This is a genomic window from Thalassospira sp. SN3W, from assembly GCF_038070535.1.
Taxonomy (GTDB): Bacteria; Pseudomonadota; Alphaproteobacteria; order Rhodospirillales; family Thalassospiraceae; genus Thalassospira; species Thalassospira xiamenensis.
In genome coordinates, this window is sequence record NZ_CP121124.1 from 84,100 (window position 1) to 96,709 (window position 12,610).

Here is a 12,610-nt window from a genome sequence, read left to right on the forward strand (position 1 = left end):
AACCAAAATGAGCATTTGACCAAACGATGCACTTTTGCTCAATTACGCATCATGTAAATTTATTGCGGACAAAAAGATACGCGGAAATCGCTTGAAATCAGGGTCGGATTTGCGCTCAAAACGCATCACACTACCAATCGGCCCCGCGGGAGGAAGATCAAATGAGCCCTAAAGATAAGTTCATCATCGGTGTGGATGTTGGCACCGGAAGCGCACGCGCTGGCGTGTTTAGCGTCGATGGAAAGTTGCTTGGCAGCGCCGCCCATGCCATCGCCATGAACAAGCCAAAACCTGATTTTGTCGAACAGGACTCGGAAAATATCTGGCAATCGGTTTGCCAGTCGGTTCGCGATGCGCTGGCAAAATCAAATATTGCCGCCGATCAGGTCGCAGCCATCGGATTTGATGCCACCTGTTCGCTCGTGATCCGCGATACCGATAACCGTCCGCTTGGCGTAACACCGGGTGGTGCGGATAACTGGGATGTTATTGTCTGGATGGATCACCGTGCCATCCGCGAAGCCGAAGAATGCACCAAAACCGGCGCCAAGGTGCTAGAATATATCGGCGGCACCATGTCCCCCGAAATGGAATTGCCCAAACTGATGTGGCTGAAACGCCATCATCGTCAGAACTGGGATAAAATGGGCGCGGCATATGACCTTGCCGATTTCCTGTCTTTCCGCGCAACCGGCAGCAACGACCGGTCCTGCTGCACGATCACCTGTAAATGGACTTATCTGGCTCACCAGAAATATCCTTGGGATCGCGCGTTTCTTGATCAGATCGGCCTGGAAGATTTCCCTGCCAAGGCCGGAATTGACCGCAAGGCATTGGGTGTTGGTGATCTGATCGGCAATCTGTCAGATCGGGGGGCCGCCGAACTTGGCCTGACCACCGATTGCGTCGTGGGGGCAGGCTTGATTGATGCTCATGCAGGTGCCCTTGGTACGCTTGGCGAATATCTGGATGGCAATCTTGATGAACGCTTTGCCATGATTGCCGGAACATCCACTTGCCATATGGCTCTATCCTCCGAACCGCGTTTCATTAAAGGTGTCTGGGGGCCCTATTTCGGGGCGATTGCGCCGGGTCTTTGGCTCAACGAAGGCGGTCAGTCTGCAACCGGTGCGCTGCTTGATCATATCGTGGCCATGCATCCGTTTTCGCATGACATGGGCCGTGATGCGCACAAACTTGCAGGGGAAAAACTTTTGCCCCGGATGATGGAAACACCCGATCTTGCGCCCCGACTGCATGTTCTGCCCGATTTTCATGGCAATCGGTCGCCACTTGCCGACTCAGAAGCACTCGGCGTGATTTCAGGTCTCAGCCTTGATCAAAGCGAGGAAAGCTTCCTTGACCTTTACTGGGCAACTGCCTGCGCGATTGCCTATGGCACACGCCATATCATCGATGCGCTGAACGCGACGGGTTATGACATCAAACACATCCATCTCAGCGGCGGACACACCGCAAGCCCGCTTCTGGTCAAGCTTTATGCCGATGTTACCGGATGCAATGTCGTGATGTCCGATTGCACCGAACCGGTCCTACTGGGTTCCGCCATGCTTGGTGCTGCGGCCCTTGATCCCGAAGGCGGTCTTGCCCTTGCATCGCGCCGGATGGCTGGCAAGGAAACCATCCTCGCCCCGGACCAAACCGCAAAGGACGCCCATGATCGGCGCTATGCCATTTTTCACAAGCTTCATGCCCACCGGCAGGAACTTGATGCCATGGCCGTAGGCTGATTCATCAAAAAAGCCCCGCAACATACACTGCGGGGCTTTTCATTTTGTTCACAAGCCTCATCAGGCCTGAACGGTTTTCTGACGCTGGCTTCCCAGCCCTTCGACGCCTAGTTGCATGACATCTGCGGGTTTCAGGAAGCGTTGCGGCGTCATGCCCATGCCAACACCGGGCGGGGTGCCGGTCGTGATGATGTCGCCCGGTTGCAGGGTCATGAATTTCGACAGATAGCTGATCAGATGGGCAACGCCGTAAACCATGGTTGCCGTGCTGCCATTCTGAACGCGTTCGCCGTTCAGCTCCAGCCAAAGGCGAAGGTTCTGCGGATCAGCAACCTCGTCACGTGTCACCAGCCACGGGCCAATCGGACCAAAGGTATCGTGGCTTTTGCCCTTTACCCATTGACCTGCATGTTCAAGCTGAAACGCACGTTCGGACACATCATTGACCACGCAATAACCGGCAACATGGCCAAGCGCCTCCGCCTCGGTCACGTATTTGGCTTGCTTGCCGATCACGATGCCCAGCTCAACCTCCCAGTCAGATTTTTCCGACCCACGCGGGATTTCGACATCATCATTCGGGCCGCAAATCGCCGATGTTGCCTTGAAAAAGATGATCGGCTCGGGCGGCACCTGCATGCCCGCCTCGGCGGCATGATCGGAATAGTTCAAACCGATGCAAATGAACTTGCCCGGTTTGGCAACACAGGCACCAATTCGCGGATTGCCAGAAACTGCCGGAAGGTTTTTGGGATCAAGGGCTGCGATTTTAGCAAAGGTCGCATCGGAAATGGTATCGGGATTGAAATCCTCGATCACAGCTGAAAGATCGCGGATTACACCATCCGGATCAAGAAGCCCGGGCTTTTCCACACCGGCAGCTCCAAAACGCAGAAGTTTCATTTGGTTATTCCTCCCATGAATGGTTTATTTGTATGAGGAATACAAATAAACCATTCCTTGGTCCAGCAACGATCATTGATCTTGTAAATTAAAAGGACCGCAGATTTGCGGCCCTCGTTGGGATCACGTTGTGGCGATCACACAAGATTGGCTTGGAAAAACTCGGCCGTCCGCGCATTGGCGGTTTCTGCATCCTTCTCGTCGTAATGCGCCCCGCCCTTGCGCGCAAACGCATGATCGCGACCGGGATAGAAATGAAGCTCGGTCAACGGATGGTCATCAAGCGCGTCCTTGATAACGGCCTGTGCATCGGCGGGGATATATTCATCATTCCCGGCTAGGTGAACGATCACCGGCTGTTTTATCTTCCCGGCTTCGCCGACATAATTGTTCATGCCGCCGCCGTAATAGACTGCAAAGGCATCGCCATCAGTGCGCGCCGCCGACAGGAAGGTCAAAAGCCCGCCAAGGCAGAAACCGACAACACCGGCCTTGCCATTTGCACCATCAATCTTGCGTGCTGCCGTCAGGGTTGCCGCAATATCCTCGACACCCTTATCGACATTGAATGCCTGATAATAGCCAAATGCCTGTTTCCATTCTTCTTCGGTCTTGTCGGTGATTTCGATCCCCGGCTCGATCCGCCAGAACAGATCAGGACAAACCGCGATATAGCCCTGTTTGGCATAATCATCGGCAATGCCGCGCATGACGGCATTCACACCAAAGATTTCCTGAATAACCACCACCACCGGTGCCGGTAATTTGGCCGGCATGGCGACATAGGCATCGAAATTTCCGTCCGGCGTCTGCACGGTCAGCTTGCTGGTCATGATGGTCCTCCTTGTCGATATCAGATTTTCCGGCGACGCCGGTTCTTTCCCTGATGAGGTATTGGATCATACTGATTTCGCAAGGGCGTGGCAGAAATCCCTACCCCTCAGATCAGCTTCGCCACGGATTGACCGCACGACGATCCACCACACCGGGGACAATCCCGCGTGCCGCGTTCGATACATGATCCATCACGTTGCTGGCTGCGATATCGTATTGACGTGCGATCATGCGTTTTTGCCGTTCAGCAAATAACGACGCACGATCCGCCAGATCAATCGGGCTTCCGGCCGTTTCCGTCCCTGCAAGGAACGCATCGCGATCCAGCCAGTCCAGTGTATTTTTTGTCAGATCAAGACGCAGCACATCCCCGTCGCGCAGATGACCGATGCCGCCACCCACGAATGCCTCGGGCACCATATGGCCGATACACGCGCCCTTGGTCACGCCGGAATAACGGCCATCAGTGATCAGCATGCTTGACGCTTCAAGGATGCGATGGTGGCGCAGGTTCTGGGACGGTGAAAACATTTCCGGCATGCCATAGGCTTCCGGCCCCTGCCCGCCAATCACAAAGGCAAAGGACAAATGCCCCTGTGCCAGCATATCCTTGGGGGCGTCCATATCAACCCGGTTGCCACCATTGCGCCGCACCACGGCAGCAATCAGTTCTTCGTCCACGCCATCGGTTTCAATCAGGCGCGTCACCAGATCGGGCGAGGCAAAATCAGCGTTACAGACATGCTCATTTTCATAATATCGCACGATGAAAACGTGATTGTCGAAATGTTCGATCAGATGGTCGCTCATGCCCGATGTCTTGACCGCACAATTTTCAAAGAAGCTGCCGGTCAGAACATCCACGCCGGACCGCTTGCGTACAGGAGTCGCCCGGATAACCGATTTATCCCCCAGCGACAAATCAACGGGGTTTTCAAGATTGGCAATCCGTTCGCCCCATGTTTTGCCAAGAACCGTCGGCGCATCCAGATCCATCGCCACACCAAGATCGGCAAGAACGCGATAGATACTTTCCATCCCACGGTTTTTGCCTTCGGCCATTTGCTGCGCCAGAACAAAGGTATCGCGGTTTTCGGTCAGGCTATGAGCAAAGATTTCCGGCACCGGCGTTTTAAGACGCACATCCTGATAATCATCAATCGTCACATCAAACCCGGCATAGCGCATCATGAAGGGCAGATGCAGCAGCATGTTGCTGCTTGACCCCGTGGCATTATGAATGCGCACGAAATTGGCAAAGTTGCGTTTCAACAGATTGCTGATCGCGTATTCAGGTTTGTTGAAGACCCCAAACAGCGCATCAATCCCGGCCGCCACCGCAGCATAGGGCGGCACATCCGTCAGCAATTCCAGTTCGGGCGGTGTCAGGCCAAAGGCTGCCAGCATGGTCCGCGATGAATTGCCCGTGCCGTTAAAGGCGCAAATTCCCCCCTTGGAATCACAGGTCGCCCCGGCAAGCTCATCAAGAACCCGGCGTTCCATCTTGCAATCGATAATGCCCAATAACCGCGCCCGGTCCAGCAACCCGGCAAAGGCTTCGTCAGACGTGCATTGCAGGATATAGCGCATGTTTTCTCGAATATCCGAACCAAGGTCATCATGCCCCGCCCGGTCCGCATCATCGGCAATTTTATCCAGCAACCGGCGGGTTCCATCTGGGATTTCTCCGCCCTTCAGGACATGGGATGGCGCAAACACCGCCCAGACCGGGGCCTGATCACCGCGATATTTGCGCGCCAGATCGGCGGCCGCCAAACCGGCCACCACCGCGGCGGGGGACTTGTCACACCCGGCAATGACGTAGGCCGCATGATAGCTGTGGCCTTCAAAGGTAATATTGACCGCCGCCGCCGTATGGTTCCGCGATGCCAGGGAATAGCTTTGGCCGATATTATTCTGCGCGGTGCCATCACAAATCACTGGCACATGAAACAGAAACGGCACCCCGCCCATTTCCCAGATACGGATCGCCGCCATCAAGGCCTGTGGCCGATCCAGCAAATGTGCCGGATGATCCGGGGCCCCGCCAATAATCGCAATGCGTGGCCGGTTTTCCACCAAACGCCCGACTACATCGCGGATTTCGGGCACATTGAATTTCCGGTCGCTGGCAACAACCGGGTTTTCATTCACCGCATCACGCAATAGTCGCACAACAGTAATCGGCTGATTGGCCAGCCCCTGAATGCAGTCGCGATAGGGATTGGCTTTTTCGTCAATGGTGATGGCATTGGGAAGGGATCGGGATTGGGGCATAATGGACTCTGGCTGCGGGATGGCGAAACGGAATGATGGACGTTACGGCGTTTGTTTATTCGATTGGTGACAGACTATCAGACAAGTCCACCATCGACGATAAAGCTTTGTGACGAACATGCCGATGATACGTCAGATGCTAGGAAAAGTACCATCTGCGCAACATCATCCCCGACAAGACGGCGTTTGACGCATTGCTGTTCCTGAATGCGTTCCTCGTCCGCGGGGCTGATCCAAAGATCAAGCTGGCGCTGGGTAATAATACAGCCCGGAATCACGGTATTGACCCGAATGCCATCCGCACCCCAGTCACGTGCCAAGGCGCGTGTCATGCCGACAATGCCAGCCTTGGCGGTTTCATAACCGACCAGATCGGGCAACCCCATCAAGTAACTTACCGAACTGAAATTAATGATGCTGCCACGGCCCTTTTCGGCCATGCCCTTTGCCACGGCACGCGAACAGAAAAACTGATGTGACAGATTGACATCAAGCTTCTCACGCCATTCATCCGGCCCGGTTTCTTCTGGACTGTGGCGGTCATCGCGGGCGGCATTATTGACCAGCACATCAATCACACCGATTTTCGATGCCATTTCGGTAACGGCCTTGGGAATCCGAACCTGATCACGCAGATCAAGCGACATATAATGCGGGCGCACGCCCAGATCGTTTTCGATTTCGGCACACAGTTTTTCCGCGGCAGCATCATCGATATCAAAAAAGCCGACCCGCGCACCCTGCGCACAAAAGGCCCGGACGATAGACGCCCCAATGCCCGACGCGCCACCGGTCACCAGAACCGATTTGCCCTCTATGTCGTGATAACTCGCTGTCATGACGTTCCCTGACTTGTTTTCATCTTTTATTTTTCACTATCAAATTAAATGCTGCGCCGCACCAACTCAAATCCGCCTGAAATCAACCAATGATGCGGATCAACGGCGGACTTGAGCGTAAGAAGCGAGATTTTTAATTTATTCATTAAAAAAAATTTGACAGGACGGATCGAAGGCGTCAACATTTTTTCGACAACAAAAATAAATGTCACTGCAAGACACATATCATTCAGGGAAGAAACAGATGAAAAAACTCCTCTCCTCGGTCGCACTGGCCGGTGCCGTGCTGTTTTCCGCTAACGCCTTTGCCGACGATCTGATCGTTGGTGTCAGCTGGTCGAACTTCCAGGAAGAACGCTGGAAAACCGACGAAGCCGCCATTGTGAAGGCGCTTGAAGCAGCTGGCGCACAATATATCAGCGCCGACGCCCAAAGCTCGCCCTCCAAACAGCTTTCCGATATCGAAAGCCTGATTTCGCGTGGTGCAGATGCCTTGATCGTTCTGGCACAGGATTCCTCATCCATTGGTGCTGCAGTCACGCAGGCAATCAATGAAGGCATTCCGGTGGTTGGCTACGACCGCCTGATCGAAGACCCGAACGCCTATTACATTACGTTCAACAACAAGGAAGTCGGCCGTCTTCAGGCCGAAGCCGTGTTTGCCCAGCAGCCGAAAGGCAATTACGTCTTCATCAAAGGCGCACCGACCGACCCGAACGCCAATATCCTGCATGAAGGCCAGCTTGAAATCCTTCAGGCAGCAATCGATAGCGGCGATATCAAGGTTGTCGGCGAAGCCTATACCGATAGCTGGCAGCCAGCCATCGCCCAGCGCAACATGGAACAGTTCCTGACTGCTGCCGATAACAAGGTTGACGCCGTTGTCGCCTCGAATGACGGCACGGCGGGTGGCGTTGTGGCCGCCCTTTCCGCACAGGGCATGCAAGGCATTCCGGTTTCCGGTCAGGATGGCGATCACGCCGCCCTTAACCGTGTTGCGCTTGGCACCCAGACGGTTTCGGTCTGGAAAGATGCCCGCCTTCTGGGACAGCGCGCGGCCGAAATCGCGGTTGAACTGGCAAAAGGCACCAAACTGGGTGACGTCGAAGGAACCCAGGATTGGAACAGCCCGAACGGTGTCACCATGAAGTCCTACTTCCTTGATCCGGTCGCGATCACCCAGAACAAGCTTGATCTTGTGATCGACGCGGGCTGGGTATCCAAGGACGTCGTCTGCAAAGGGGTTGAAAGCGGCAAGGTCGCTGCCTGTAACTAGGCAGGTTTCCTCCCTCCGACCTTGTTAAACCCCGGGGCCGGCCGCATCTGATCGACCGGCCCCGCTGCCTGACGAGCATTTTACATGACAAGACTACTTGCCAAGATGGAAGTCGACCGCCGCCTTGTGGGGCTCGCCGTTGTGCTTCTGGTTATCTGGATCGGCTTTGACATCGCATCCGGCGGACGCTTCATCACCCCGCGCAATATCTTTAACCTGTCGGTTCAGACGGCATCCGTTGCCGTGATGGCGTGCGGGATGGTGCTGATTATCGTCACCCGCCATATCGACCTTTCGGTCGGTGCGATACTGGGTGTTCTTGCGATGATCATGGGTGTCGTGCAATCCGACATCCTGCCGCAATTCCTTGAATACAACCACCCGATGACATGGATCATCACCCTTCTTGTCGGGTTGGTGATCGGGGCGACAATTGGTGGCATACAGGGGCTTGCCGTTGGTTATCTTGGCGTTCCGGCCTTTATCGTGACCCTGGGCGGGCTTCTGGTCTGGCGCGGGGCGGCATGGTGGGTCACGCAAGGGCGTACTGTTGCCCCGCTTGATCACAATTTCATGCTGCTGGGCGGCGGGATCGAAGGCACGATTGGCGCAACCTGGAGCTGGATTGTCGCAGCCATCTCCATTGTCGCCATCATCTATGCCGCCATCATGGAACGTCGCCGCAGGCTTTCCTTCCAGTTCCCGGTCAAACCGATCTGGGCGGAATATACCAATACACTGATCAAGGCCGGGCTGGTTCTGGTGGCGATCATCACATTGAACGCCTATCATCTACCCGAACGTGCAGCCGAACGCATTCTTGAAGATCGCGGTATTCCGGTGACGCCGGAAAACCTTATGATTTCGCACGGCATTCCGATTCCGCTTCTGATTGTTGCCCTTGTGGCGATTGTTCTGACCATCGTTGCCAAACGCACCCGGTTCGGGCGCTACGTTTTCGCCATGGGCGGCAACCCACAGGCCGCCGAACTGGCAGGCATTAACGTCAAACGCATGACGGTTGCGGTTTTTGCCCTGATGGGAGTTCTGTGCGCGATCAGTGCGGCGATTTCATCGGCACGCCTGCAATCGGCGGGCAATGACCTTGGCACGCTTGACGAATTGCGCGTGATTGCCGCGGTTGTGATCGGCGGAACGTCGCTGGCCGGCGGTGTCGGCACCATCTATGGCGCACTGATCGGTGCCCTTGTGATGCAAAGCCTGCAAAGCGGCATGGCGCTTCTGGGTGTTGATACATCACTGCAAAGCATCGTCATCGGCCTTGTGCTTGTCCTTGCCGTGTTCAGCGACAAATATTTCCATCGTCGTTATAGCGACCCGACCAGTTAGGAGTATGGGGAAATGAACGATATCAAAACCGGTCAAAGCCCGCTGGTCGAAATGCGCGACATCCATATCAGCTTTGGCGGGGTCAAGGCGGTCGATGGGGTTTCCATTGATCTTTATCCCGGCGAAGTCGTCGGCGTTCTGGGTCATAATGGCGCTGGCAAATCAACCCTGATCAAGGTGCTTTCGGGTGCATATAAGGCCGACACCGGCCAGATCATTGTTGATGGCCGCGAAGCCAAGATTGAAAACGCCCGCGATGCGCGCGACAACAATATCGAAACCATCTATCAGAACCTTGCCCTTGCCGATAATCTTGATGCCGCGCAGAACCTGTTTCTCGGCCGTGAAATCGTTGATAAATTTGGCTTTCTTGACGATGCCGCGATGGAACACAAGGCGCGTGAAGTGCTTCATCGCCTGAACCCGAATTTCCATAAATTCACATCCCCCGTTTCTGCACTTTCGGGCGGGCAACGGCAATCGGTGGCAATTGCGCGTGCCCTTTTGTTCGAAGCCCGCGTTCTGATCATGGATGAGCCCTGTGCCGCCCTTGGCGTGCATGAAACCCGCATGGTCGGTGAACTGATTGATCAGCTAAAACGTGACGGTCTCGGTATTTTGTTGATCAGTCACGATCTTCATGATGTGTTTGATTTGTCTGATCGTTTGCATGTTATGAAGAACGGCAAGCTGGTCGGCACCGTCCCGACCAAAGATGTTACCCATGATGACGTTCTTGGAATGATCATTCTGGGCAAAATGCCCGATCATCTTTTGCATCTTGCCGGACCGGGTGCCACCAACGCCCCGAACAAAGAGGCCCTTCAATGACTATCGACTTCACAAATACCGCAAGCGACATCCTGCCCGACGATCATGGCAATGCCATTCTGGTTGGTCGCGTCTGGGACCCGCGCGTTTCCGGCCCAACCCCGGTTGTTGTCGATCAGGGCAACCTTCGCGATATCAGCAAACTGGCCCCAACCATAAGTCAGCTTCTTGAACGCGACGACCTGGTATCGCAGCTTCGCAATCCGTCCGGTTTCCCGCTGGTGGGTACTTTGGATGACATTGTTGCCGCATCAAAACCCGGTGCAGGATCGCAAACCCTTCATCTGCTCAGCCCCAATGACCTTCAGGCGATCAAAGCCAGTGGCGTGACATTTGTCGCAAGCCTTCTGGAACGTGTGATCGAAGAACAGGCGCGTGGGGACGCCAGCAAGGCCGATCTGATTCGCACCGAAATCACCGGCATCATCGGCGATGACCTGTCGCAAATCGAACCGGGATCGAAAAAGGCCGCCGACATCAAGGAAGTCCTGATCGCCAAAGGCGCATGGTCGCAATATCTTGAAGTCGGGATTGGCCCGGATGCGGAAATCTTTACCAAATCCCCGCCGATGTCCGCCGTCGGTCATGGCGCGCATGTCGGCCTGCATCCGATTTCAAACTGGAACAACCCGGAACCCGAAGTGGTTCTGGCTGTCAGCTCAAAGGGCAAAATCGTCGGCGCCACCCTTGGCAATGATGTCAATCTGCGCGACGTCGAAGGCCGCTCCGCCCTGCTTCTGGGCAAGGCAAAGGACAATAACGGCTCCTGCGCCATCGGGCCGTTCATCCGCATTTTTGATGGTAATTTCACGCTTGAAACCGTCAAGCAGGCCGATCTTAAAATGGCGGTCGACGGGCAGGATGGCTATCACCTTGATGCTGGATCCTCCATGAGCCAGATCAGCCGTTCACCCGAAAGCCTCGCCGCACAGGCATGCGGCAAACATCATCAATATCCGGATGGCTTCATGCTGTTTCTGGGCACCATGTTTGCGCCCACCGATGATCGTGGTGGTGCTGGCAAGGGCTTCACCCACGAAATGGGCGATCTCGTTACCATTTCGACCCCCTGCCTCGGCAAGCTTTGCAATCAGGTCGAGCGGTCCGATACCATTGCGCCATGGACCTTTGGCATTACGGCACTGATGACCAATCTGGCCGCACGTGGATTGCTTTAACCCGCCGCATCACCAGCTTGCCAAAACGATAAAAAACATGCCCTTATCCGGAACCGGGTTTGCCCCCGGTTCCGATCCCGCCTTGCAGAATAACAGGCCCCGCCGATGAGCCGTCGAACCGATCACGATACCCCACGCCAGCCATCCCAGATTGCCATTCTGCGTTTTCTGCGTATTCATGGCCCTGCCGCCCGTATCGATATCGGCAACGCCACCGGATTAAGCCCGGCGACAGTAACATCGCTGACCGCCGATCTGATTGCCCAGGGGCTGGTAAAGGAAACACAAGGCGCACCAAACGGCACAAATGGCAATAACGGCCAAAGCGCTACACGCGGCCGCCCCAAGGTTCTACTTGATCTTGTGCCCGGCGCGGCCTGTGTGGTTGGCGTTAAACTAACGATCAATCTGGTTGAAATCGCACTGGGCAATTTCAAGGGCGAGATTGAACGCAGCATCCAGCACAGCATCAACACACGTGATCTTGATGAAACATCGCTGGTGACAACACTTTGCGATCTGATTGATCAGTTCATTTCCGATAACCGCGACATTGCACCAAACCCGCCCATCGGGATCGGTATCGCCATTCAGGGCGTTGCCGACAGCAACAGCGGCGAAATCATCTGGTCACCGGCCCTTCGCAATCGACATATCGCAATCACCAAACCGTTGCGCGAACGCTTTGGCGGCATTGTACAGATGTCAAACGATGCTAACTGCATTGCAACTGCCATCACCCAGAATAACGATCTTGGCGGCAATGGTGATTTTGCCGTCATCATGCTAGGCTACGGCGTCGGCATGGGGCTTGTCCTGAACGGGGCGGTGTATAATGGCCATTTTGGCGCTGCCGCCGAATTCGGTCACATGAAATATCAACCCGATGGCCCGCTTTGCAATTGCGGACGACGCGGTTGTATCGAAGCCTATATCGGGGATTACGCCATTCTGCGCGATGCCAGTGGCCTGATTGATATGCCCGATGCCAACAACCTGCATCCCAGCGAAAAACAGATGATGGATCTGGTCAAACGGGCACGTGACGGCCACGAAGATCTTGCCGATCTGTTCCGCCACGCCGGAAAGGTACTCGGATATGGCATTGCCAATCTGATCGCCCTTCTGGGACCGGAACGCATCCTGATCACCGGTTCCGGCGCACGGGCCTACGATCTGATGGAACCCGAAATCGAACGTGGCCTTCGCGAGGCACAGGTGCCGGAACTGCGTAACGGGCCCAAGATCATCCACCTGCCGTGGGACAAGGATCTGGCATTGCAGGGTGCAATCGGCCAAAGCCTTTTGCGCCATGACGAAAGCATGTTCGCCAATCCACCGGCAAACTGACCGGATCACTTGGCTAGACCC

The 12,610-nt window shown here is 55.1% G+C and carries 10 protein-coding genes; 6 read left to right on the forward strand and 4 right to left on the reverse strand.

The genetic code is table 11. The annotated features are described in order from the left end of the window. The first annotated feature begins 161 nt into the window (after positions 1-161). Positions 162-1,751 (forward strand): FGGY-family carbohydrate kinase, encoded by a 1,590-nt coding sequence (locus tag P8T57_RS00380; protein WP_341364238.1) that lies wholly within the window; start codon positions 162-164, stop codon positions 1,749-1,751. Between the two features lie 60 nt (positions 1,752-1,811). On the opposite strand, the gene P8T57_RS00385 is transcribed toward P8T57_RS00380, so the two are convergent. The 4 genes from P8T57_RS00385 to P8T57_RS00400 all read right to left on the reverse strand — a co-directional run bounded on the left by P8T57_RS00385 (position 1,812) and on the right by P8T57_RS00400 (position 6,604). Further along, a complete protein-coding gene (locus P8T57_RS00385; RefSeq protein ID WP_341364239.1) occupies positions 1,812-2,654 on the reverse strand; it encodes a fumarylacetoacetate hydrolase family protein in 843 nt (280 codons plus the stop codon). Between the two features lie 137 nt (positions 2,655-2,791). Beyond that, positions 2,792-3,487: a dienelactone hydrolase family protein gene (locus P8T57_RS00390; protein WP_341364240.1), complete on the reverse strand. Its 696-nt coding sequence runs from the start codon at positions 3,485-3,487 to the stop codon at positions 2,792-2,794. A 112-nt stretch (positions 3,488-3,599) separates the two neighbouring features. After that, positions 3,600-5,765 (reverse strand): dihydroxy-acid dehydratase, encoded by a 2,166-nt coding sequence (locus P8T57_RS00395; protein ID WP_341364241.1) that lies wholly within the window; start codon positions 5,763-5,765, stop codon positions 3,600-3,602. 77 nt (positions 5,766-5,842) lie between these two features. After that, positions 5,843-6,604, reverse strand: a complete 762-nt coding sequence (locus P8T57_RS00400; protein WP_341364242.1) for an SDR family NAD(P)-dependent oxidoreductase — start codon at positions 6,602-6,604, stop codon at positions 5,843-5,845. 244 nt (positions 6,605-6,848) lie between these two features. Between P8T57_RS00400 and xylF the strand changes: the two genes are divergently transcribed. The 5 genes from xylF to P8T57_RS00425 all read left to right on the forward strand — a co-directional run bounded on the left by xylF (position 6,849) and on the right by P8T57_RS00425 (position 12,589). Then, a complete protein-coding gene (gene xylF / locus P8T57_RS00405) occupies positions 6,849-7,880 on the forward strand; it encodes a D-xylose ABC transporter substrate-binding protein (RefSeq protein ID WP_114093878.1) in 1,032 nt (343 codons plus the stop codon). A gap of 84 nt (positions 7,881-7,964) precedes the next feature. Further along, positions 7,965-9,230 carry a sugar ABC transporter permease gene (locus tag P8T57_RS00410; protein WP_202965941.1) on the forward strand — a complete coding sequence of 422 codons (1,266 nt, stop codon included), beginning with the start codon at positions 7,965-7,967 and terminating at the stop codon, positions 9,228-9,230. A 12-nt stretch (positions 9,231-9,242) separates the two neighbouring features. Then, positions 9,243-10,061: an ATP-binding cassette domain-containing protein gene (locus tag P8T57_RS00415; protein ID WP_071240612.1), complete on the forward strand. Its 819-nt coding sequence runs from the start codon at positions 9,243-9,245 to the stop codon at positions 10,059-10,061. Further along, on the forward strand, positions 10,058-11,239 hold the full coding sequence (locus tag P8T57_RS00420; RefSeq protein ID WP_071240613.1) for a fumarylacetoacetate hydrolase family protein: 1,182 nt from the start codon (positions 10,058-10,060) through the stop codon (positions 11,237-11,239). The genes P8T57_RS00415 and P8T57_RS00420 overlap by 4 nt, the downstream gene beginning before the upstream one ends. Before the next feature lie 105 nt (positions 11,240-11,344). Then, positions 11,345-12,589: an ROK family transcriptional regulator gene (locus tag P8T57_RS00425; protein WP_037988569.1), complete on the forward strand. Its 1,245-nt coding sequence runs from the start codon at positions 11,345-11,347 to the stop codon at positions 12,587-12,589. Positions 12,590-12,610 lie beyond the last annotated feature (21 nt).